Annotated in this window: 19 protein-coding genes; 12 read left to right on the plus strand and 7 right to left on the minus strand. The window is 63.1% G+C overall.

Translation table 11 applies throughout. The features are described 5' to 3' along the window. Nucleotides 1-260: 260 nt before the first annotated feature. The 4 genes from NA29_RS09750 to zapE all read left to right on the plus strand — a co-directional run bounded on the left by NA29_RS09750 (nt 261) and on the right by zapE (nt 7,229). The gene (locus tag NA29_RS09750; RefSeq protein WP_371328961.1) at nt 261-3,116 is read left to right on the plus strand and encodes a 2-oxoglutarate dehydrogenase E1 component; all 2,856 of its coding nucleotides are present in this window, start codon (nt 261-263) and stop codon (nt 3,114-3,116) included. A gap of 89 nt (nt 3,117-3,205) precedes the next feature. After that, nucleotides 3,206-4,474 (plus strand): 2-oxoglutarate dehydrogenase complex dihydrolipoyllysine-residue succinyltransferase, encoded by a 1,269-nt coding sequence (gene odhB / locus NA29_RS09755; protein WP_039397811.1) that lies wholly within the window; start codon nt 3,206-3,208, stop codon nt 4,472-4,474. A gap of 94 nt (nt 4,475-4,568) precedes the next feature. Further along, complete coding sequence (lpdA, locus tag NA29_RS09760) at nt 4,569-6,011, plus strand: dihydrolipoyl dehydrogenase (RefSeq protein ID WP_039397812.1); 1,443 nt, start codon at nt 4,569-4,571, stop codon at nt 6,009-6,011. A 120-nt stretch (nt 6,012-6,131) separates the two neighbouring features. Beyond that, nucleotides 6,132-7,229 (plus strand): cell division protein ZapE, encoded by a 1,098-nt coding sequence (gene zapE, locus NA29_RS09765; RefSeq protein WP_039402947.1) that lies wholly within the window; start codon nt 6,132-6,134, stop codon nt 7,227-7,229. A gap of 36 nt (nt 7,230-7,265) precedes the next feature. Here zapE and NA29_RS25725 read toward each other — a convergent pair whose 3' ends face one another. Further along, nucleotides 7,266-7,583 (minus strand): hypothetical protein, encoded by a 318-nt coding sequence (locus NA29_RS25725; protein WP_150777290.1) that lies wholly within the window; start codon nt 7,581-7,583, stop codon nt 7,266-7,268. A gap of 234 nt (nt 7,584-7,817) precedes the next feature. Between NA29_RS25725 and NA29_RS09770 the strand changes: the two genes are divergently transcribed. The 3 genes from NA29_RS09770 to NA29_RS09780 all read left to right on the plus strand — a co-directional run bounded on the left by NA29_RS09770 (nt 7,818) and on the right by NA29_RS09780 (nt 9,697). Continuing rightward, nucleotides 7,818-8,447 carry a DUF2939 domain-containing protein gene (locus tag NA29_RS09770; RefSeq protein ID WP_052252760.1) on the plus strand — a complete coding sequence of 210 codons (630 nt, stop codon included), beginning with the start codon at nt 7,818-7,820 and terminating at the stop codon, nt 8,445-8,447. A gap of 54 nt (nt 8,448-8,501) precedes the next feature. Continuing rightward, complete coding sequence (locus tag NA29_RS09775; protein WP_224786801.1) at nt 8,502-8,975, plus strand: DUF2147 domain-containing protein; 474 nt, start codon at nt 8,502-8,504, stop codon at nt 8,973-8,975. 239 nt (nt 8,976-9,214) lie between these two features. Then, nucleotides 9,215-9,697: a DUF2147 domain-containing protein gene (locus tag NA29_RS09780; RefSeq protein WP_039397817.1), complete on the plus strand. Its 483-nt coding sequence runs from the start codon at nt 9,215-9,217 to the stop codon at nt 9,695-9,697. Nucleotides 9,698-9,783: 86 nt separating this feature from the next. On the opposite strand, the gene NA29_RS09785 is transcribed toward NA29_RS09780, so the two are convergent. The 6 genes from NA29_RS09785 to NA29_RS09810 all read right to left on the minus strand — a co-directional run bounded on the left by NA29_RS09785 (nt 9,784) and on the right by NA29_RS09810 (nt 17,297). Beyond that, nucleotides 9,784-10,785, minus strand: a complete 1,002-nt coding sequence (locus NA29_RS09785) for a Tle-like phospholipase domain-containing protein (protein WP_157744772.1) — start codon at nt 10,783-10,785, stop codon at nt 9,784-9,786. Between the two features lie 719 nt (nt 10,786-11,504). Then, a complete protein-coding gene (locus NA29_RS09790) occupies nt 11,505-12,803 on the minus strand; it encodes a collagen-like triple helix repeat-containing protein (RefSeq protein ID WP_052252763.1) in 1,299 nt (432 codons plus the stop codon). 103 nt (nt 12,804-12,906) lie between these two features. Continuing rightward, nucleotides 12,907-13,650 (minus strand): MarR family winged helix-turn-helix transcriptional regulator, encoded by a 744-nt coding sequence (locus tag NA29_RS09795; protein ID WP_052252765.1) that lies wholly within the window; start codon nt 13,648-13,650, stop codon nt 12,907-12,909. A gap of 99 nt (nt 13,651-13,749) precedes the next feature. Next, complete coding sequence (locus NA29_RS09800; protein ID WP_039397820.1) at nt 13,750-14,946, minus strand: collagen-like triple helix repeat-containing protein; 1,197 nt, start codon at nt 14,944-14,946, stop codon at nt 13,750-13,752. A gap of 320 nt (nt 14,947-15,266) precedes the next feature. Continuing rightward, nucleotides 15,267-16,952 carry a collagen-like triple helix repeat-containing protein gene (locus NA29_RS09805; protein ID WP_039397823.1) on the minus strand — a complete coding sequence of 562 codons (1,686 nt, stop codon included), beginning with the start codon at nt 16,950-16,952 and terminating at the stop codon, nt 15,267-15,269. A 27-nt stretch (nt 16,953-16,979) separates the two neighbouring features. Beyond that, nucleotides 16,980-17,297, minus strand: coding sequence for a hypothetical protein (locus tag NA29_RS09810; RefSeq protein ID WP_039397825.1), 318 nt, complete (start codon nt 17,295-17,297; stop codon nt 16,980-16,982). Between the two features lie 983 nt (nt 17,298-18,280). On the opposite strand from NA29_RS09810, the gene NA29_RS09815 reads away from it, so the two are divergent. From NA29_RS09815 to cpaB, 5 genes are all read left to right on the plus strand, one after another. Further along, nucleotides 18,281-18,466: a Flp family type IVb pilin gene (locus tag NA29_RS09815; protein ID WP_039397827.1), complete on the plus strand. Its 186-nt coding sequence runs from the start codon at nt 18,281-18,283 to the stop codon at nt 18,464-18,466. A gap of 238 nt (nt 18,467-18,704) precedes the next feature. Further along, nucleotides 18,705-18,845, plus strand: a complete 141-nt coding sequence (locus NA29_RS09820) for a Flp family type IVb pilin (RefSeq protein ID WP_231965144.1) — start codon at nt 18,705-18,707, stop codon at nt 18,843-18,845. A gap of 71 nt (nt 18,846-18,916) precedes the next feature. Continuing rightward, on the plus strand, nt 18,917-19,396 hold the full coding sequence (locus NA29_RS09825) for an A24 family peptidase (protein WP_052252768.1): 480 nt from the start codon (nt 18,917-18,919) through the stop codon (nt 19,394-19,396). Nucleotides 19,397-19,690: 294 nt separating this feature from the next. Beyond that, nucleotides 19,691-20,092 (plus strand): hypothetical protein, encoded by a 402-nt coding sequence (locus NA29_RS09830; protein WP_039397829.1) that lies wholly within the window; start codon nt 19,691-19,693, stop codon nt 20,090-20,092. A gap of 157 nt (nt 20,093-20,249) precedes the next feature. Then, nucleotides 20,250-21,281 carry a Flp pilus assembly protein CpaB gene (cpaB, locus tag NA29_RS09835; RefSeq protein ID WP_039397832.1) on the plus strand — a complete coding sequence of 344 codons (1,032 nt, stop codon included), beginning with the start codon at nt 20,250-20,252 and terminating at the stop codon, nt 21,279-21,281. The last annotated feature ends 183 nt before the right edge of the window (nt 21,282-21,464 follow it).

The raw sequence follows: 21,464 nt of genomic DNA on the forward strand, positions 1-21,464 counted from the left end.
CGCGTTCGACAGGACGGACGAGGATGAACGACAGGGACGGGGACCCATGCGACGGGCACCCCGCAAGTCCCCGTACGACGGCTTTCCGGGGCGGTGAGCGCCAAGAAAACGTGCTATGCTCCTCGCCGTGATTGATCAGGTCCTTCCAAGCACCACTTGATTCTCGCAATCCGCTAATCGGTCAGGCCGTGTCGCGGAAGGTTTCGTAACCCGCTATTTCTCGAGACACTCGTAGAAAAGGTGAGCGCAAAATGAGTTTGATGGAACAATTCCAAGCGAACTCGTACCTCTTCGGCGGCAATGCCCCCTACGTCGAAGAACTGTACGAATCGTATCTTGATAATCCGGCTTCCGTGCCGGACAACTGGCGCCAGTATTTCGACGCGCTGCAAAACGTTCCCGCTGTTGATGGTTCCAACGCCAACGACGTGGCTCACGCCCCGATCGTGGAGTCGTTCGCCCAGCGCGCCAAGGCCAATGCCTTCGTGTCGCATGCCGGTGCCTCCGACCTGGCCGTTGCCCGCAAGCAGGTGCACGTGCAGTCGCTCGTCGCGGCCTACCGCTTCCTCGGCGCACGCTGGGCCAATCTGGACCCGCTCAAGCGTCAGGAACGCCCGGCGATTCCGGAACTGGAACCCGCGTTCTACGACCTGACCGAAGCCGACATGGACAGCGTGTACTCGGCTGAGAACACGTACTTCGGTTTCGAACAAGCCAGCCTGCGCGATCTGCTCAAGGCGCTGCGCGACACGTACTGCGGCTCGATCGCCGCCGAGTACATGTACATCAGCGATCCGGTGCAAAAGCGCTGGTGGCAAGAGCGTCTGGAGAAGGTGCGTGCAACGCCCAACTTCACCGCTGAAAAGAAGAAGCACATCCTCGAACGCCTGACGGCCGCTGAAGGCCTCGAGCGTTATCTGCACACCAAGTTCGTCGGCCAGAAGCGCTTCTCGCTCGAAGGCGGCGAATCGTTCATCGTGGCGATGGACGAGCTGGTGCATCACGCCGGCGCCAAGGGCGTGCAGGAAATCGTGATCGGCATGGCCCACCGTGGCCGTCTGAACGTGCTGGTCAACACCCTGGGCAAGATGCCGTCGGATCTGTTTGCCGAATTCGAAGGCAAGCACGTCGACGACCTGCCGGCAGGCGACGTGAAGTACCACAAGGGTTTCTCGAGCGACGTTTCGACGACGGGCGGCCCGGTCCACCTGTCGCTGGCGTTCAACCCGTCGCACCTTGAAATCGTGAACCCGGTGGTCGAAGGCTCGGCCAAGGCCCGTATGGACCGTCGCGGCGAAGCCGACGCGGCCAGCGTGCTGCCGGTGCAAGTTCACGGCGACGCCGCCTTCGCAGGTCAGGGCGTTGTCATGGAAACGCTGAACCTCGCGCAAACGCGTGGTTACGGCACGCACGGCACGGTGCACATCGTCATCAACAACCAGATCGGCTTCACGACGTCGGACCCGCGCGATGCGCGCTCGACGACGTACTGCTCGGACGTGGTCAAGATGATCGAAGCGCCGGTGCTGCACGTGAACGGCGACGATCCGGAAGCGGTCGTGCTGGCCATGCAACTGGCCCTCGAGTTCCGTCAGGAGTTCGCGAAGGATGCCGTCGTTGACATCGTTTGCTTCCGCAAACTGGGTCACAACGAGCAGGACACCCCGGCAGTGACGCAGCCGCTGATGTACAAGAAGATTGCCCAACACCCGGGCACGCGCGCTCTGTACGTCGAAAAGCTGGTCGCGCAAGGCGTGATCACGGCCGAAGAAGGCGACGGTTTCGTCAAGGCCTACCGTTCGGCCATGGACGACGGCCACCACACCATCGATCCGGTGCTCTCGAACTACAAGAGCAAGTACGCGGTCGACTGGGTGCCGTTCCTGAACAAGAAGTACATCGACAAGGCCGATACGGCCGTGCCGCTCGCCGAGATCAAGCGTCTGGCCGAGCGCATCACGACCATTCCGGCGAACTTCAAGGTTCACCCGCTCGTCGAGAAGGTCATCAACGACCGTCGCAAGATGGGTCTGGGCGAGCAGCCGCTCGACTGGGGCATGGGCGAACACCTGGCGTATGCCTCGCTGGTTGCTTCGGGCTTCGCCGTTCGTCTGACGGGGCAGGACGCTGGCCGTGGCACGTTCACGCACCGCCACGCCGTGCTGCACGACCAGAACCGTGAGCGCTGGAACGACGGTACGTACGTCCCGCTGCAACACGTGGCAGACGGTCAGGCCACCTTCACGGTGATCGACTCGGTGCTGTCCGAAGAAGCCGTGCTGGGCTTCGAATACGGTTACTCGACCGCAGAGCCGAACACGATGGTGCTGTGGGAAGGCCAGTTCGGCGACTTCGCCAACGGTGCGCAGGTCGTGATCGACCAGTTCATCTCGAGCGGTGAAGTGAAGTGGGGCCGCGTCTCGGGCCTGACGATGCTGCTGCCGCACGGCTACGAAGGCCAGGGTCCGGAGCACTCGTCGGCACGTATGGAGCGCTACCTGCAACTGTGCGCCGATACGAACATGGAAGTGGTTCAGCCGACCACGCCGGCACAGATCTTCCACGTGCTGCGTCGCCAGATGATCCGTCAGCAGCGCAAGCCGCTGATCGTGTTCACGCCGAAGTCGTTGCTGCGTCACAAGGAAGCGGTGAGCGACCTGTCGGAACTCGTGAAGGGCGGTTTCCAGACCGTCATCGGCGAAACCGACGCCACGATCGACCCGAACAAGGTCAAGCGCGTTGTGGCCTGCTCGGGCCGCCTGTACTACGACCTGATTGCTCGCCGTCGCGAAGAGAAGTCGAACGACGTCGCGATCGTCCGTGTGGAACAGCTCTACCCGTTCCCGCACAAGGCGTTCGAGAACGAGCTGAAGAAGTACGAAAACCTCGCCGAAGTGGTGTGGGCCCAGGACGAGCCGCAAAACCAGGGTCCGTGGTTCTACATCGAACACCACCTGCTCGAAGCCATGAGCGCCGGTCAGAAGCTGGCCTACGCTGGCCGCCCGGCTTCGGCCTCGCCTGCTGTGGGCTACTACGCCAAGCACTACGAACAGCTCAAGTCGCTGCTCGATACGGCTTTCGGTCGCAGCCTCAAGGGCGCGACTGTGGTGCAGTAACCGGTTAGGTCTTACAGCGGTCGTCCTCCCCCAGGGACGGCCGCTGCCGTATTTCCGAATTGAACGTTTATCGAATCCAGGATCCAGAAATGGCCATTGTTGAAGTCAAAGTCCCCCAGTTTTCCGAGTCGGTTTCCGAAGGCACGCTGCTCGACTGGAAGAAGAAAGTCGGCGAAGCATTCGCTCAGGACGAAACCATCATTGAAGTCGAGACCGACAAGGTCGTGCTCGAAGTGCCGGCACCCGCTGCTGGCGTGCTCGTCGAAGTGACCGCCAACGCTGGCGACACCGTGACGTCCGAGCAGATCATCGCGAAGATCGACACCGAAGCCAAGGCTGGCGCTGCCGCCCCGGTCGCTGCCAAGCCGGCAGAAGCCGCCGCGCCTGCCGCCGCTGCTGCACCGGCCGCTGCCCCCGCAGCCGGTGGTGCTTCGGGCAACATCGCCAGCCCGGCCGCTGCCAAGGTGCTGGCCGAGAAGAATCTGTCGGCCGGTGACGTCGCCGGTTCGGGCCGCGATGGCCGCGTGACCAAGGGCGACGCTCTGGCTGCTGGCGCCAAGCCGGCCGCTGCTGCCGCTTCGTCGATCCCGGCACCGGCACAACGTGCTGCACTGCCGTCGGTGTCCGCACCGGCTGGCCGCGACACGTCGCTGGAAGGTCGTCCGGAACAGCGCGTGCCGATGTCGCGTCTGCGCGCCCGTATCGCCGAGCGCCTGCTGCAATCGCAACAGACCAACGCCATTCTGACCACGTTCAACGAAGTGGACATGAAGCCGGTGATGGACCTGCGCAACAAGTACAAGGACAAGTTCGAGAAGGAACACGGCGTGAAGCTGGGTTTCATGTCGTTCTTCGTCAAGGCCGCTGTCCACGCGCTCAAGAAGTACCCGGCCGTGAACGCTTCGATCGACGGTAACGACATCGTCTACCACGGCTACTTCGACATCGGTATCGCTGTCGGCTCGCCGCGTGGTCTGGTGGTGCCGATTCTGCGCAATGCCGACCAGATGAGCCTGGCCGACATCGAGAAGAAGATCGCCGAATACGGCAAGAAGGCTGCCGACGGCAAGCTGTCGATCGAAGAAATGACTGGCGGTACGTTCTCGATCTCGAACGGCGGTGTGTTCGGCTCGATGCTGTCGACCCCGATCATCAACCCGCCGCAGTCGGCCATTCTGGGCGTTCACGCCACGAAGGAGCGCGCTGTGGTGGTGAACGGCGAGATCGTCATTCGTCCGATGAACTATCTGGCCATGAGCTACGACCACCGTATCATCGACGGTCGCGAAGCCGTGCTGAGCCTCGTCGCCATGAAGGAAGCGCTGGAAGATCCGGCCCGCCTGCTGCTCGACCTGTAAGCGTTAGCGCGCACTGCGTGGTGTCGCCCGGCCGTGTTTCTCATGGTCGGCGCGCCGCGCCTCCCCCTGCCGTCAACCTTCACTGAGTCTCAAAATGGCAAACAAAGAATTTGATGTAGTCGTTATCGGCGCCGGCCCCGGCGGTTATATCGCCGCGATCCGCGCTGCGCAACTCGGCTTCTCCGTCGCCTGCGTCGAGAAGTGGATCAACCCAGCCAAGAAGATGGTGCTGGGCGGCACGTGCCTGAACGTCGGTTGCATTCCGTCGAAGGCATTGCTCGCGTCGTCGGAAGAATTCGAAAAGGTCGGTCATCACCTGGCCGATCACGGCATCACCACGTCCGACGTGAAGATCGACATCGCCAAGATGCTCGAACGCAAGCAGAAGATCGTCGACAAGATGACCGGCGGTATCGAGTACCTGTTCAAGAAGAACAAGATCACGTGGCTCAAGGGTGAAGGCACGTTCGTTGCGAAGAGCGACGGCGGCTACCAGATCGACGTGAAGCCGGTGCAGGAAGCCGACAAGCCGGAAACGGTCACGGCCAAGAACGTGATCATCGCCACGGGTTCGAAGGCGCGTCACCTGCCGGGTATGCCGGTCGACAACAAGCTCATCTCGGATAACGAAGGTGCGCTCTCGTTCGACACCGTGCCGAAGAAGCTGGGCGTGATCGGCGCTGGCGTGATCGGTCTGGAACTGGGTTCGGTGTGGCGTCGTCTGGGCTCGGAAGTGACCGTGCTCGAAGCCATGCCGGAATTCCTGGCTGCAGCCGATGCTGGTGTCGCGAAGGAAGCGATCAAGCAATTCGGCAAGCAAGGCCTGAACATCAACGTCGGCGTGAAGGTTGGCGAAGTGAAGGCTGGCAAGAACAACGTCACGGTCAACTACACGGACAAGGACGGCAAAGAGCAAGTGCTCGACGTCGATCGCCTGATCGTGTCGGTCGGTCGTGTGCCGAACACGGACAATCTGGGTCTGGGCAACATCGGTCTGGCGACCGACGAGCGTGGCTTCATCCCCGTGGACGACCACTGCCGTACCAAGCTGCCGAACGTGTACGCAATCGGCGACGTGGTGCGTGGCCCGATGCTCGCGCACAAGGCTGAAGACGAAGGCGTGCTGGTCGCCGAAGTCATCGCCGGTCAGAAGCCGCACATCGACTACAACTGCATTCCGTGGGTGATCTACACCTCGCCGGAAATCGCATGGGTCGGCAAGACCGAGCAGCAGCTCAAGGCCGAAGGCCGTGAGTTCAAGCCGGGTCAGTTCCCGTTCGCTGCTAACGGCCGCGCACTGGGCATGGGCTCGTCGGACGGTTTCGTGAAGGTGCTGGCCGATGCCAAGACCGACGAAATCCTCGGCGTGCACGTGATCGGCCTGAACGCTTCGGACCTGATCGCCGAAGCCGTGGTCGCGATGGAGTTCAAGGCGGCGTCGGAAGACATCGGCCGTATCTGCCATCCGCACCCGTCGCTGTCGGAAGTGATGCGTGAAGCCGCCCTCGATGTCGAGAAGCGTGCACTGAACAAGTAAGCCGCTTTACGCTTACCTGTACGAACAAAGGCGAGGCGACTCGCCTTTGTTTTTTCCCGCGATTTATCCCGATTTCCTTCGTTACTTTTGCCCCCCGGCGCCGGCTCGTCGCCGCACTGCATGAACGTTCGCGAATACTACCAACAAGAATTGGCCGAGCGCGGCTACAAGCCCGACGAAGCGCAGGAGCGCGCCGTCGAGCGTCTGCAGCAATGCTACGACGAATGGGCGGCGTACAAGTCCAAGCGTTCGAACACCCTCAAGAAGTGGCTCGTGCATCCGGATCTGCCCAAGGGTGTCTATCTCTGGGGTGGCGTGGGACGTGGCAAGAGCTTCCTGATGGACAGCTTTTACTCGGTGGTGCCGCTGCAGCGCAAGACGCGTCTGCACTTCCACGAGTTCATGCGCGAAGTCCATCACCAGTTGCAGGCGCTCAAGGGGCTGCCTGATCCGCTGGACGAACTCGCCAAGCGCATCGCCAAGCGCTACCGGTTGATCTGCTTCGATGAGTTTCACGTCTCCGACGTGGCCGATGCCATGATCCTGCACCGCTTGCTGGCCGAACTCTTCAAGAACGGCGTGCAGTTCGTGATGACGTCGAACTATCGTCCCGACACGTTGTACCCGGACGGCCTGCACCGTGATCGCGTGCTGCCCGCGATCCGATTGCTCGAAGAGAAGCTCGACGTGCTTAATGTCGACGCTGGCATCGACTATCGCCGCCGTACGCTGGCGCAGGTGCAGGTTTATCACTACCCCCTGGGCAACGAAGCCAACCGTGCGCTGCGTGCAGCGTTCAGTGAGATTGCAGGCGTGCCGGACGAGAGTCCGCTGCTGCACATCGAACAGCGCGAACTCAAGGCGCTGCGTCGTGCGGGCGGTGTTGTGTGGTTCGACTTCCATACGTTGTGCGGCGGTCCGCGCTCGCAAAACGACTATCTGGAACTGGCCAACCGTTTTCACACCGTGGTGCTCTCGGACGTGCCGAAGATGACGCCGCGTATGGCCTCGGAAGCGCGTCGCTTCACGTGGCTGGTCGACGTCTTCTACGACCACAAGGTCAAGCTGCTGATGTCGGCGGAAGTCCCCGCGGAAGAGCTGTATACGGAAGGGACGCTTTCCAACGAGTTCACGCGCACCGTGTCGCGACTCGTGGAGATGCAGTCGCTGGAGTATCTGGAAGCGCCGCGTCGCGTAGTGGATACCTCGCTGACCTGACGTAGCCCGCCTGGTCGCAAACCGAGGGCGGGGCGCTTAGCGCCCCCGGTCCCCGCGATTGCGCTGGCGCGAGTCCTGCGATGGCGGCGGGGGAGGTGGTTGCCGCTGCTCGCGGATGTGGTTGTAGATGTCGCCCCGCAGGTCGCCTTGCGGCCGGACTTCCTGCGGTTGTGGTCGGGACGGTCCAGGCCGTGCCCCGCCATGATTATCGCCGCGTCCGTTCGGACGATCGGCAGCCTGCGCGAACCAGCCCTGGAAGAATCGGCCGTCCGGCGACGATTGGGCCGCAGCGCCCCACGACGCACCGGCCAGCATGACGAAACACAGTATCCGGACAAGTCGGTTGTGACGCATGGTGCCACCTCCTTGTCGGTTGAGCTGCCTTGATTGGCCGAAATCCCGTTTGTCGTGCCGATGCCATGCCAGCCGGGTAGGCTGGTTGGCACGCCACGGCAAATGCGGCTACGCTTCGAGAGTAAAAGCGTAACGGCCGACGTGCTGTAAAGATTTGTAAAGCAATGTAAGCCGATGGGGGCCGCGCGTAATACGTCGCCTACCATGCGCAGTTTTGAATGTCGGAGTCTTGCAATGCGTAAGCTTTCTCTGGTTGTCGTGGCCCTGCTCGTCGTGCTGGGGCTGCTGTTCGGCACGCCGTATTACACCTTGTGGCGCGCGCGCGATGCCGCCAATGCCCGTGACGCCACCACGCTGTCGTCATACGTCGACTATCCGGCGGTGCGTGAAAGTCTGAAATTGAGCCTTCACGACGAGCTTTCCCGTCAGATGGACAAACAGCGCAGCAATGCCTTTGGCGCGCTAGCACTGGCGTTGGGTGGCTGGGTGTCCGATCGCGTGGTGGAAGCGTTGCTGACGCCGGAGGCCGTTGCTGCGATGTTGCGCGGCGACAGTACGGGGCTGCCGCCGGTACCCGGTGCGCCTGCGCCGCGCGATGTGGTACCGCCGCAAGCCGAATCGAGCGCGCCTCAAGCTGCACCTGTGACACCGCCGACGAATGGCGGCGCCAATGCGTCGGACGCTCCGGCTACCCCGGAAAATCAACCGCCGCGTACGACAACGCGTACCGAGTTTCAGGACTTCAACCACTTCCTCGTGCACGTTTCGCGCAGCGATCGCCCGGAGCGGGTCGTGACGTTTACGCTCACGCGCCGCAACGTCGTGCAGTGGCGATTGACAGCCATTGCGCTGCCGCCGCTCTGATCCCTTCAATCCGTCTCATCGACCCGCGCTTTCCGGTCAGTTGCGAACACCATCTTGAACTCGATTTTGAATGTGATGTCCTGGCGACGCCTGTGCGTCGCCGCCATGCTGACCGGCAACGCGCTCGTGGCCGCAGCCTCCGCCGATCCGTCGACGCCGGTCGGCGTGTGGCGCATTGTCGACGAGACGGGCGACCCGAAGGCCCTTATCACCATTACCGAAAAAGACGGGGAGATCGTCGGTGCGCTGACCAAGAGCCTCGGTCGGCCGGACGGGCTGGAGCGCCGCTGCAACGAATGCACCGACGCACGTCGCGGCAAGAAGCTTCAGGGCATGCAGATCATCCGTGGCCTGCACAAGGATCCCGATGGCGACGAGTACATCGGTGGGAAAATTCTTGATCCTGACAGCGGTAGCGAGTACGGCTGCAAGATGCGGGTCGTCGAAGGTGGCAAGAAACTCGAAGTTCGAGGCTATTTCGGCATCTCTTTGCTGGGCCGCACCCAGACGTGGATTCGCGAGCAGTAGCGCCGCATCCCTCACATCCCCCACACCGCTTTCATCTCCCGGTAGATTGAGCGACGAAGATTTCGGTCGAGCACACGCACGATGGCAAGACGCAGATGCGGGTCGGCTAGAGGACTTCCTCAGCACGAGGCCACGCCTTTGGCGTAATCTTCAAAGCGACTCACGCGTGATGTGCCGCATTCCCGGCGACGACGTCGAGTCCTACGACAATCAATTCCGTATCTGGGAGGATGACAATCATGAAGCAGATTTCGAACGCGACGTCGTGGCGACGTCTGGGTGCGCATGCGCTCGTCGGAGTAGCGTTGCTGGGCGGTGTCGCGAAGGCGGCGCTCGCTGCCGACGACACGTCGCCGGTCGGTGTGTGGAAGACGATCGACGACAGCACGGGCAAGCCGAAAGCGCTCGTCACGATCTCGGAGAAGGACGGCGAGTACGTCGGCGTGATCACGAAGGGGCTTGGCGAGAACGACGATCCGGCGCGCGTGTGCGACAAGTGCACCGACGAGCGCAAGGGCCAGAAGATGCTCGGCATGCAGATCATCCGCGGCATCAAGAAGGACGGTGATTCATACGGCGGCGGTTACATCCTCGACCCGGAGAACGGCAAGGACTACAAGTGCAAGATGACCGTGACGGACGGCGGCAAAAAGCTCGACGTTCGTGGCTTCATCGGCATTTCGCTGATCGGCCGTACTCAGACGTGGATTCGCGAGCAGTAACGCCCACAAGCGCTACAAGCGCCATCGAGAGACGACAAGACCCGGACGACATTGCGCCGGGTCTTTTTTCGTTAATGGTGCAGGCGTTAAGGCGTCGGCGTGGCAGTGCGCATGCGGCGCGCCACATTGGGCAGGTCGTCGAATAACGAATAGATCATCTGCAATGTCGAATGCCGGGCGATAGCGCCCCGGATGCCCGAGGTGCTGCGCGCTGCGGGCGTTTCGTGCGACGCATGGCGGCCGCGATGATGCGTGGTGGCGGCCTCTGGCGGCAAGGCAACCGGCAAGGCGATGCGCGCGCCGATGGGGCGCGGGACCATGATTCGCGCGATCCACGACACCGCGTGCCCAATGAGCGGCATGTGCGCCGCGAAATTGATACTGTTTTTCAACATCTCCTGAATCACCGAAAGTAGTTCTCCATCGACGTAATAAGACTTCACACGCGACCAGGCGGGAACGGCGGCATGCCGAGCGACCGTCTTGTTATGAAGCCCGGCCGGGTCGAAAGTCACCGCAGTCGAATGTCTTACCACGGACGTTTGCGCCGATGCCAGTCCACCTCCCAACGAATGACCTGTGAACACGAGCTGCCGCGGTGGGTAGCAGAGCGCCAGCGATTTGGCCCAGTCGATGGCCTCTTCGTACTGCCTGGAGCGTAACCCCAACGCCTGTCGGAAATTGTGTGTCCAGTCGACGAGGGCGCGTGCGGTAATGCCCATCTCTGTGCCCCGGTCCGCCGCGAGATAGCGCTCGCATAGCGTGTCCTCATACAGCGCACCGAAGAAGCCCGATTGCTTCGGTCCGTTGTCGTCATGCACGCTGATGCGACGTACGCGTGTCGGCAAAATCTGTGGGACTGAGTGATCGAAATAGACGTCGTGATTCACTAAGGCGGCCGTGATGTCGTTGCGTTGTTCGATGATCGACGCGGGGAGGTACGCTCCGTCTTTTGCTGCGATCAGCGTATCGAGTTCGTCGATGCGTTGCGCGACGGTGACGAGCTTCGCTGTCCGACACGCGGAATCGTGAGCGGCGCTGTCGCCGACGAGCGGCTGCATTTGCGCGAACACGTTGTCGTAGGCCACCGATTCCAAGCAGCCGCAAGGGCGCGATGCCGAGTCGATGTCCTCAGCTGCTTTGCATGCGTGCGATCGCGCGCCGGACGCCCGTGCCTCCTGGACGGCTTCCCGCCAAGTCTGCACCAGCACACGCACACGCTCGGCCAGCAGATCGCTGGTCGTTTCACTCGTGCGGCGGGGACGTCTGATTTCTGCGCGTTCAAGCGTACTGGCCCGTTGCAGTGAGCGTCGCCGCTCGGCATCGAACGCGCGACGTTCCGTGGCAAAGTCGACCCATTGTGAAGGTGTGTCGGAAGCTACGTCGTGGTGAGATGCCGCTAGCGATGTAGTGCCTTTGGACGCGTCGGGTGGTTCGCTGCTGGTGCGTGTGTTCCGAGTGGCGAGCGTGGTGAGCGCGGCGGGGAAACGAGTAGGGCTTAAAGCGCCGGTCTGGATATGCATAGGGGGTTGGGAAACGGCTTGAAAGGCGAGCGATTCTGCGCGACGCCGTTGCCCCCGGAAATCAAGAATGGCTCATTTGAAAGTCGTCACTGCGCGTTTCATGAACATGCGAACGATCGGTTGCCGACAACGACGCGTTCGACCTCAGATACGACAACGCCCGGGCAGTGTCGCTTCACTGTCCGGGCGTTGCCGTCCTGCACCGTCGTCAGGGCCTGTACCCTGCGAACGGCTCCCCCTCGCGATCTTCCGGCGGGATCGATGTCCCGTCGATCCCGTCGTCTTTACTTGCTGCCCAGTCCCCCGAGCAAACCGGTCACCGGAGCGAGCAGACCACCTGCGCCGCCGGTGCTCCCCGATGCGCCGCCGGCAATCGATGTCAGCGGTGAGGTCACCGAACTGAGCAACGTCGTGACGGGGGCGAGCGGATTACTTGCACCGCTACCGCCCGCGCCGGTCGCACTTGTCACGCTGCCGAGCAGACCCGTGACAGGACTGAGCGGATTGCTGCCGGATGCGCTGCCACCTGCCACGCCGCCAAGCAGTCCCGTGAGCGAACCGAGCGGGTTAGCGGATGAACCTGATGCGCCACCCAGCCCACCCAACAATCCGGTGAGGGCGCCGAGCGGATTGTTGCCGCCGGCGGAGGTCGGTGTCACCGTCGTATTACCGACGTTCGCCAGCACGTTACCCAGCGCGTTTGCGCTGCTGCCGTTGGTACTGCCGGAGAGCAGACCGCCTGCGCTCGCGACCGTATTGCCCAGGGCCATTAGCGGATTGCCGAGACTCGCGACGACGGCGTTGGGCGCGGCTGCTTTGACCTGTGCGCCCGTCGAATTCAATGCGCCGCCGAGCGTGCCGAGCAAACCTGCAACGGGTGTACCGAGGCCGCTGGCACCGCCTACGGTTTGCGTCGTCGTGACGAGCGTGTTCGTAATCGGTGTGATGGCGGACGAGAGCGCCGAGGTTGCCTGAACGACTTGCGGGCTCGTGAGCGTCTGAGAGAGGGCCTGGCCGCCGGTGACGACGCCCTGGCCGACGGTAGTGACCGCCTGGCCCAGCACGCCCGTCAGCGAGCTGACAGGGGTGTTGGCGAGCGGTCCGCTGTTGCCGATGCCGGCCACGCCGCTACCGAGCGACTTGGTCGCGTTGCCGAGGTCCGAGACCACGCCACCGGTGCTCGCGAGTGTGGTGCCGACCGGATTCGCGCCGGACTTGCCGAGTTGACCGAGACCGTCGCCGACACCTTTGCCGAGATCGGAGACGGCGGTGCCCGTCTGCGAGATCGCCCCGCCGACGCCTTGCGTGACCTGCGGCGACACGCCGGGAATCGTGGTGCCCGACACCTGATCGCCGAGCGCGCTCACCACCGAGCCGACAGAACTCACGACACCGTTGCTGCTCGTGGTGGGGTTCGTCGGATTGACCGGGTTGGTTGGATTCGTCGGGTTATTGGGGTTCGTGGGGTTGGTCGGCGTGTTGGCCGTCGCGCCGCTGCCACCGCCCGAGCTGGAGCATCCGGTAATACCGACTACACCCGCCACAAGTGCCGCGAACAACGTGGGACGCAGAATCTTCGACATGACGTATCTCCTTTCGGTACGGCGCAGTCCGCTTCGATCTGCGTCGACGGGGGGGGCGGTCTTAGCGTTCGTGCGAACGCCATCCGCTCATCCGTTATTGGACTTACGACTTCGATGCGTTGCCGCGTCCGTTCGATACCAGACCGGCGATGTCCTGGTCGGCTTCGAAGCGCAGACGGAAGGTCTCGCTCTTGAGGGTGCGAATGCTCTGCACCAGGAAGTCGTGGATCGCAGCGAGTTCGCTGTGGTCGTACGCCGCGCTCACCGCGGTGAGTTCACGCGAGACGGACGACAGGAATTGTTCGATCTGCGCGCACTTTTCTTCGATGGGGTGAATCATCACCATGCGACGGTCGTGCGGATTCTTCTCGCGCTCGACAAAGCCTGCCCGCTCCAGTCGGTCGATAACGGTGGTGATACCGCCGGAGCTCACGCCCATGAGTTCGGCGAGCTGTCCTGCGGTGATCGATTCGAGTTCGAGAATCAGATCGAGCGCGTTCAGATCGGTGACGTTCAGGCCGAGTTGTTCGGCAAGGGCTGCGTGGTAGAGCGCCGTGTACACGGCCAGCCGGCGTCCGAGTGAGCGGACGATACCGGCGACGAGATCGTTGCGGTTCGTGTGTCGATCGCTCATGGTGCTGTTCGCTCCGTTCGTTGCATGCGTTCCATTGGAGCCGTGAGGCGAAGCGGTGCCGGACTCGGTACCGTATGTGTTGTGCGTTTGCGGGCCGGCATAGTGACTGCCGGAGTTTCCTGTGTCGCGCATCGCCAGAGGTTCTGCGCCTTGCGGGGCGGATTCGCCATGACCGCGCATCAGAACGCCGGTATCGGAGAGAAAGCGGGCCATGGCATTTCCTTATCGTTTGTTGTTGGTTGTGACGTGGCCGGCGCTACGGCTGCTGAACGTCTGTGCGCGCCGTGCCACGTCCTGAAGCGAGTGATGCAATTACTTGCCGACGCTGGCGACGCTGCCCAGGAGGTTCGTCACCGGCTGGATCAGCACCAGCAGACCGCCCGTGCCACCCGTGCTGCCACCAGCGCTGCTCGTCACGCCCGAGAGCAGGCTCGTGACGGGGGCGAGCGGGTTGCTGCTGCCGCTGCTGCCACCGGACGCTGCGCCGCTCAAGCCACCGAGCAGGCTCGTGACAGGCGCCAGCGGGCTGCTGCTGCCACTCGTGCCACCCAGACCGCCGAGGCCGCCCAGCAGGCCGGTAACGGAGCCGAGCGGGTTGCCCGCGCTGCCGCCGCCGCCGGCGGCCGTGTTGCCGAGTCCGCCGAGCAGCGAGCCGAACGCGTTCGTCGAGCCATTCGACGTGGGACCGTTGACTACGCCGCCGAGCGTCGAGACCGTTTTCCCGGTGGCGTCCACCGTGTTGCCCAGTGCGACCACCACGCCGTTGTTCGACGTGCCGCCGATCGTCGTGCCGACCTTGCTGACGGCACCGCCCACGGTGGTGATCAGGTTGGACACCGGACCGCCGAGGCCTGTCGTGGTGCCTACGGTGCGCGTGGTGTCGGAGACCATGTTGGTGATCTGGTTGATCGGCTGTGACAGCGTCGAGGTCACTTGCCCGACCGGACCGGTCGTCGCGAGGGTCTGACCGAGGATCGCGCCGCCAGCAATGCCGCCCTGGCCGACCGACTGGACGATGCCGCCGACGCCGCTCACCAGCGTGTCGACCGGGGTGCCTTGCAGCGGATTGCCCTTGGTAATGCCCTGGATGCCGCTGCCGAGCGATACACCTGCGTGGCCGAGATCCGTCACGGCCGGGGCGACGCCAGCGAGCGTTACGCCCACGGTGTTCCCATTCGTGCCGGTCTGGCCGAGGCCGCTGCTGACGGCATTGCCGAGATCGGTGACGGCGTTACCCGTGCTCTTGAGTGCGCCGCCCATGCCTTGCGACGTTTGCGACGACACCAGCGGCAGTTGCGTGCTGGCGACCTGATCGCCCAGTGCGCTGACCACGTTACCGGCCGAGCTGACCACACCGCCTGCACCGGCGGCCGTCGTGCCGACCGCGTTCGGGGTGCCGGTCGTGCCGGCCGAGGTTGCGCCGCTGCCGCCGCCGCTGGAGCAACCCGTGAGGGCGATGGCTGCGATGGCGGCCGAAGCCAGCAGAGTGCGTTGAAGTGCGTTGCTCATGATGTCTATCTCCCTTGATCGTTCTGAATATCGGCTGGCGGGGGACCGCTCAATGACGCCGTGTGATGCCGCGAATTGCCTCTGGTGCTGCTATTTCCATTTGAGAAACCGTGGCCGCTCGCTGTGATGCCGTTGTGTGCGTGCGGCGTGTGGGGTGAGCCGGATCCGGCCCGGCCCGGTCCGGTGCGTGAGCATCGGTACGAGGGCCGGATCGCGGCGGTCACAAGCTGGCGGTGGAATCGCGTGGGTCATGATCGGTCTGCCTCTCGTGAAGTCTGTGCGTTGAGCGATGTGTCGACGTTGCCGATCCATGTGCTCGATTACTTCTTGCCGCCGAGCAGACCGCCGAGCAGACCGGTCACCGGAGCGAGGGGGCCGCCGCTGTTGCTGCCGCCCGAAGTCGCACCACCGACCGCACCTGTCACCGAGCCGAGCAGCGTCGTCACCGGGGCGAGCACACCGCCCGAAGCCGAGCCGCCAGCACCGGCCGAAGCACCGCCGGTTCCGGCAGAGCCGCCTGCGCCAGCCGTGAGCGTGCCGCCGAGGCCGCCCGTCAGACCGGAGACGAGGTTGGTGACCGGGGCGAGCGGGTTGCTGCCCGAAGCACCGCCCGTTGCGCCGCCGAGTGCGCCCGTCAGGCCGGAGACGAGGTTGGTGACCGGGGCGAGCGGGTTGCTGCCCGAAGCACCGCCCGTTGCGCCGCCGAGTGCGCCCGTCAGGCCGGAGACGAGGTTGGTGACCGGGGCGAGCGGGTTGTTACCCGAAGCACCGCCCGTTGCGCCGCCGAGTGCGCCCGTCAGGCCGGAGACGAGGTTGGTGACCGGGGCGAGCGGGTTGTTACCCGAAGCACCACCCGTCGCACCGCCGAGCGTGCCCGTGAGACCCGAGAGCAAGCCCGTGACCGGAGCCAGCGGGCCGGAGCCCGTGCCCGAGCCGACACCGACTACACCCGACAGGCCACCGAGCGCAGCGCTCAGCGGAGCGAGCGGGTTGGTGCTCGTCGGTGTGCCGTGGACGAGGCCACCCAGGCTGGCCACCGTGGTGCCCACACCGGCGACCACGCCGCCGAGGTCCTTCGCGACCGGGTTGTTGATCTGACCGCCGAGCTTGGTGCCCACACCGGCCAGACCACCGCCAACCGTGGCGAGCAGACCGGCGACCGGCGTACCGAGACCTGTGGCGTTACCGACCGTTTGCGTCGTGTTGGTCACTACCGTCGTGATCGGGGTGATGGTCTTCGACAGGCCCGACGTCAGTTGCTGTACCGGTGCGCTGTTGACCGTGGTCGTCAACCCGTTGCCGAGTGCGACACCGGCGTCGCCGACCGAGGTCACCACGCCGCCGAGCAGCCCGGTGACACCGTTCACCAGCGCCACGTTCTTGAGCGGACCGGTTTGACCCAGGCCTGCCACAGCGCTACCCACTTGCTGACCGGCCTGACCGAGGTTGGTCACGGCACCCGTGACGCCGGTGAGCGTGGGGTTCAGTGCGTCGTTGCTCGAACCGAGCTTGCCGAGGCCGTTCGTGAGGCCGGTGCCGATCGACTGCACGGCGTCGCCCGTCTTCACGACAGCGCCAGACAGTCCGCCTTGCGTTTGCGAGCTGACGATCGGCAGGTTCGTGCTGCCAAGGGTCGTGCCCAGATCGCTGACCGTCTTGCCGACTTGCGTCACGACACCCGTGCTGGCAGTGGCAGCCACGACGCCGATTGGGTTGGTGGAGGCTCCCGTGCCGCCGTTGCCATTCCCGTTACCGTTGCCGTTGCCATTCCCGTTGCCATTGCCGTTACCGCTGCCATTCCCGTTGCCCGAGCCGTTACCCGAACCGTCCGGCACGGTGCCCGCGCCCGAGCCGCCACCGCTGCCGGTGCCAGCCGAGGTGCCGCTGCCGCCACCGTCGCCGAGCGAGCCACTGGTGCCGCCCGAACCGGAGCTGGCGCAGCCGGTCATCGTGACGACGGCGAGAAGAACGGCAGAAGCGAGAAGGTTGCGTTGGATGTTTTTCATGATGGTGTCCTCTGGTCTTTGTCGTATTCAGGCGAGCACGTTTTGTGCTGCCAGTCGGTTGTTCATGCGTTGTGCGATGAGTGCGAACAGGAGCGCTGTTACGGTTGCGCTATCGGGGCCCGTCATCGCATGGGCCGAATTCGTGTTGCTGCTGCGAGCGTTCGCCATGTCGGTCGGTGTGGCGGTGGCGCGTGCGCCACCGCCTTCTTCACCGCCCCTCCCTGGGCTTGCGCCTCTACGACCGGTGTCGGCCACAGCCTCGCGCTGCTTCGCCGTGATGCGTTGACGCTCTGCCGAGATGGCTGCCGCGCCGTGCATCGTTTGTTTGGTATTGCCAACGATCATGGTGTCCCTCGTGATCTTTAGCGTTGCGATGCAGGGATATCTGCAAGACGTGTGCCAACCACAGACCAGGGGTTCGAATAAGCCTTCTAGTTTTTCCGGCAATCGGCTGAAAAGCCTGTATTTATTTGCGTTTCGGAAAACAAGAATCTTTTGGATCGAGATATCTCGACGGCGCTGGGGGAGTAGGAAGTCAGGGTTAACGCCATCGGGAAATGGCGAATAAACGGGGAAACGACGTTCCCGTTACGGGGGGCGTTACGGGGAACGTAACGTAACGAAAGGGTTACGAAAGGCGTGTGGAAAGGCGTAGCGCAAACGAATGAAACGCAGCCGTGGAATTAAGGAGTAAAAGCAAATGCATCAGAACACTGCGGAAGATATTCGGGTGCACCGGCGATTCGGGTAATGCCTGATCGAACCTAATAACTAGAAGGCCTTACTAATAGCTAAAGGCGCGATGCTGTGGGGCGGAAGGGAAGTGATAGGCGGGCGCTAAGTGCTGCGTGGCGTGGGCGTGTTCGCGTGTCGAAACGCGGCATGCCTACTTCGGAAAAGATGAATAGTTATTAAATGCGTGCTGAAACCGCTGTTGAGGGTATTTCGCTAATGTGTGTGGCGTCGCACCAATCATGGTTTTCCCTCGCGCACGTTGTATTGCCTAGTTTTGGAGTATTGTTTGATCAACCTGAGTAACGTTTTCTTACATCCTTAGGGGTGATTGGAAGCAAGACTCTAGTTTTTGTGATTTAGTTTAAATTAGCATCAGAAAAAAATAGTACGCAGGTGCAAATGCTGTGCCAACAGCCAAGGAAATATTGGCGTACAACGTAAAAGAGGTTCGCGAGCCTTGCAGCACAACGAACCCGAGGCCGAAGTCAAGAGTTGATCTGCGATATGGCGGGATTCCGTCGTCAGACCTTAGGGTCGATGGCAGCCCTGCTGTGTGCCAACGGGCGCCTGGCGCCTTTTTGAGGGAGGGTGATATGAAACTCGGAAATCGTTTTCGTCTGTTTGCGCGCGACGAGCGCGGTGTAACGGCGCTTGAGTACGGCATCCTCGCCGCTATCGTCGCGGTGATCATCGGTGGCACCGTCTATACCAATCTGGGCACGACATTCGCCTCCGTGTTTTCGAAGATCCAGTCGGCGGTCACGGCAGCAGGCGCATAAGATTCACGTAGTTCGTATCGGAACAACGGCGCTTTGGCGTCACAGAAGAAGTCGGCACAGGTTCCTCGCGTCTGCGTGTTGTAGCGAGGGATCGTGCGGACCATAAGGGGAAGGGCGCGGGTTCACAGACAAGCGCCATCCGGGGTAGTGGGATGCTGTATTCGCGAGGAAGCGAATCATGCGAGCAAATCGAGTTGGGGCAAGCCGCCGACAGCACAGACTGTCGCGGCAAAAGGGTGTGACCGCGCTGGAGTACGGCATTCTCGCGGCTATCGTGGCGGTCATCATCGGCGGCACGGTCTATACGAACATGAGCAGTGTGCTCTCGAGCGCATTCAGCACGGTGACGTCGGCGGCCACCTCGGCTGCATCGCATTAAGACAGCATCGACGCTGATATGTATAGGCGGTGTGATAGGCGGTTTTAGCGGAACCGGATGCGAGACCTCCTGTGCTGACATTGCTTTGGCTGTTATGTGTGCCGATCGTACTGACCGACCTGATCGCACGGCGTATCCCGAATATCTGGCTATTGTGTGTTGCTGCGCCCGCGCTGGTCTGGATTGCGTGGCAAGTGTGGCACACCGGACCTCGCGTGCTGTGGGTTCACGGACTGGGCGCACTTCTTGGATTGATCGTACTGCTACCTTTTTGGTGGCGAGGCGTGATGGCTGCAGGCGACGTCAAGCTGTTTGCGGTGATCGGGTTGGTAGCGGGTTATCCCGCGCTGTTGCCGGTGTGGTGTCTGGCCAGCGTGGCGACCGGAGTGCATGCGTTGGTGGTGCTTGCCGGTCGTATGAAATGGCTCGCACGATGGCGCGAACGTTGGATGGCGTCGAGCGTGTGGCAACGAATTCTGCAGTGGCGGGCGGGGCGCGTGGGTTTGCCTTACGGGGCGTATCTGGCTGCCGCAGCGCTCGTGGTGCGATGAAGACAGTGAGCGGATGAAGGTGTGAGGGCACCGGCCTTAGGCAGTAGCAAGATCGCTGACCATCGCAAAGTGGGGATGCATCGGAGGTCACGAGTGTTGGCGAAGTCAGCACCGTAATAATGGGAGGCGCGGGCGACGCCGCGCAAATTTGCAGGTTCATGCGTCGCCAGACACGGTCGAAAAGCGCCGTGCGCGACGGGGGGTATCGTCATGAAGCGGTCTGGGGCACGGGCGAATTCTGGGTTGCGATGCGTACGGTCGACACGACCGCGCGGTGTCGCTGCTCTGGAATTCATGCTCATCCTCATGATTCTGCTGCCTGCCTTCTACGTCGCCGTCGCGTTCTCCATCAACATTCTTGCCCGGCAAATGCTCACGCAGGCCGCCTCCGAAGCGGGGCGTGCGATGCTGCGCGCCGGCACCATGGCACAGCGTCAGGGCTACGCCACGACGGCCATCAATACCACGCTGACATGGCCTTCGGCGTCTGCCGTCAGTGCGACGTTTCCGGCGGATGCCACATATCCCTGCCCGGCGTCGGGGACCGGCACGGTATCGCAATGCATCGTGCACGTGACGCTGACGCTGAATCAGCCAATGACGGTCAACTGGCCGGGGCTGGGCGCGCTGGTGCCGCAAACCGTGATCGGTACGGCGGCCGTGACGCTGGACACGTCGACGCTCGGGGGCAGTTGAGCGATGGTCTGGACGGGCAGCAAACACGCGAAACAATTACGAAGCTAGCAACAGGTAGGACCACGAGTGAGGTAACAGGAAGTCGCATCGGATTGATATGCCGCCGGTACGCCGGCGTCCCGCAAGTTGTGACTGAACGGCCGACAGGCCCCAAGCCATGAACAAAGCCACCAAGATTCTTGCTGCTGTGCTGGTTATCGTCGGTGTCGCGCTGGCGCTCTTCGCATTGCGTCTGGGAACGAACAATGCCCCTGCGCCGAACGCCGCGCCCTCGGCGGTCACCCAAACGCTGACACAGCGCTTCCCGGCCGTGGTGGCGGCTAAGGCGCTCGCCCCGGGCAAGCCGATTACAGCGGACGACATCAAGATCGCGCAGTTCGATAGCCAAACGCCCAATGCCTTTGCCAACCCGGCCGATGTCGTGGGACGGGTGCCCCTCGTTGCACTCGCAGCGGGAGTGCCGGTCACGCAAAACACGCTGGCACGCGGCCTTGCGATGCAGCTCGCTCCCGGGGAGCGCGCCGTCGCCCTGCCCGTGACCGAGACGGTCGGCGTGAGCAACCGCATTCGCCCCGGCGATTTCGTGGACGTCTTCTTTACGATGAAGACGAATCAACCCGCAGGCAGCCCGACGGTCGGCCTGGTAGACGACACGCAAGCGCGCTTGCTGGCGTCGCGTGTGCGGGTACTGACCTACGGCAATGCGTCGCTCGACGACATCACGCCGCCGCCCGCCGCGCCCAGCGTCGCGTCCACGGTCGCGGCAGCGACGGCCAGCGCGCCGCCACCTCAGCAAGCGGCTGCGCCGCAACCGCCGCCGATGCCCGCGACCTCGGCGGTCGTGGCTGTCCCCATCGAAGACGTCAACCGGCTCGTGCTCGGCGCACAGCAGGGCAAGATCACGCTCGCACTGCGCAACCCGGCTGACGACACGAAGCCCGATACCTCGCTGTTCCCGCCGACACCGCCCGTACTCGTGAGCAAGGCCGGTCTCGCGGGCGACAACAAGGCTGCACTGAACTCGCCGGAGAACCTGGCCTATGCCGGTATCGCCACGACGGGACTGGCCGGCGAGCCGCCGCGACGCACGGCGGCGGCACCGGCACCGCGAGCGCCGGGGGGCGGCGGCGGTGGTGGCGGCACGGTCGAAGTCGTGCGCGGCGCCGAGCGATCTACCGCGTCCTTCTGAGCCGAACGCATCGAAGCGATTTGAATTGAGTGAACTGAATTGAAGTGACGAGCAGATCCAGTGATGTTCGGGCGCGGGGGGCAACCAGTGCGACGAACACCACTTAACCGACACAGTGACCGATACAGCCACGCCATGATCAGAAGCCAGGTTCGCACTGCCAGACGAGAAACCAGACGTGTC

Source organism: Pandoraea sputorum (assembly GCF_000814845.2).
GTDB lineage: Bacteria > Pseudomonadota > Gammaproteobacteria > Burkholderiales > Burkholderiaceae > Pandoraea > Pandoraea sputorum.

What these genes read in the sequence shown, in the direction of transcription:
- NA29_RS25725 (WP_150777290.1), bottom strand. Translation starts at nt 7,583, where the DNA reads ATGCGTCACAACCGACTTGTCCGGATACTGTGTTTCGTCATGCTGGCC.
- NA29_RS09810 (WP_039397825.1), bottom strand. Translation starts at nt 17,297, where the DNA reads ATGATCGTTGGCAATACCAAACAAACGATGCACGGCGCGGCAGCCATC.
- NA29_RS09830 (WP_039397829.1), top strand. Translation starts at nt 19,691, where the DNA reads ATGCTCATCCTCATGATTCTGCTGCCTGCCTTCTACGTCGCCGTCGCG.
- NA29_RS09795 (WP_052252765.1), bottom strand. Translation starts at nt 13,650, where the DNA reads ATGGCCCGCTTTCTCTCCGATACCGGCGTTCTGATGCGCGGTCATGGC.
- NA29_RS09800 (WP_039397820.1), bottom strand. Translation starts at nt 14,946, where the DNA reads ATGAGCAACGCACTTCAACGCACTCTGCTGGCTTCGGCCGCCATCGCA.
- lpdA (WP_039397812.1), top strand. Translation starts at nt 4,569, where the DNA reads ATGGCAAACAAAGAATTTGATGTAGTCGTTATCGGCGCCGGCCCCGGC.
- cpaB (WP_039397832.1), top strand. Translation starts at nt 20,250, where the DNA reads ATGAACAAAGCCACCAAGATTCTTGCTGCTGTGCTGGTTATCGTCGGT.
- NA29_RS09790 (WP_052252763.1), bottom strand. Translation starts at nt 12,803, where the DNA reads ATGTCGAAGATTCTGCGTCCCACGTTGTTCGCGGCACTTGTGGCGGGT.
- zapE (WP_039402947.1), top strand. Translation starts at nt 6,132, where the DNA reads ATGAACGTTCGCGAATACTACCAACAAGAATTGGCCGAGCGCGGCTAC.
- NA29_RS09780 (WP_039397817.1), top strand. Translation starts at nt 9,215, where the DNA reads ATGAAGCAGATTTCGAACGCGACGTCGTGGCGACGTCTGGGTGCGCAT.
- NA29_RS09815 (WP_039397827.1), top strand. Translation starts at nt 18,281, where the DNA reads ATGAAACTCGGAAATCGTTTTCGTCTGTTTGCGCGCGACGAGCGCGGT.
- odhB (WP_039397811.1), top strand. Translation starts at nt 3,206, where the DNA reads ATGGCCATTGTTGAAGTCAAAGTCCCCCAGTTTTCCGAGTCGGTTTCC.
- NA29_RS09770 (WP_052252760.1), top strand. Translation starts at nt 7,818, where the DNA reads ATGCGTAAGCTTTCTCTGGTTGTCGTGGCCCTGCTCGTCGTGCTGGGG.
- NA29_RS09750 (WP_371328961.1), top strand. Translation starts at nt 261, where the DNA reads ATGGAACAATTCCAAGCGAACTCGTACCTCTTCGGCGGCAATGCCCCC.
- NA29_RS09805 (WP_039397823.1), bottom strand. Translation starts at nt 16,952, where the DNA reads ATGAAAAACATCCAACGCAACCTTCTCGCTTCTGCCGTTCTTCTCGCC.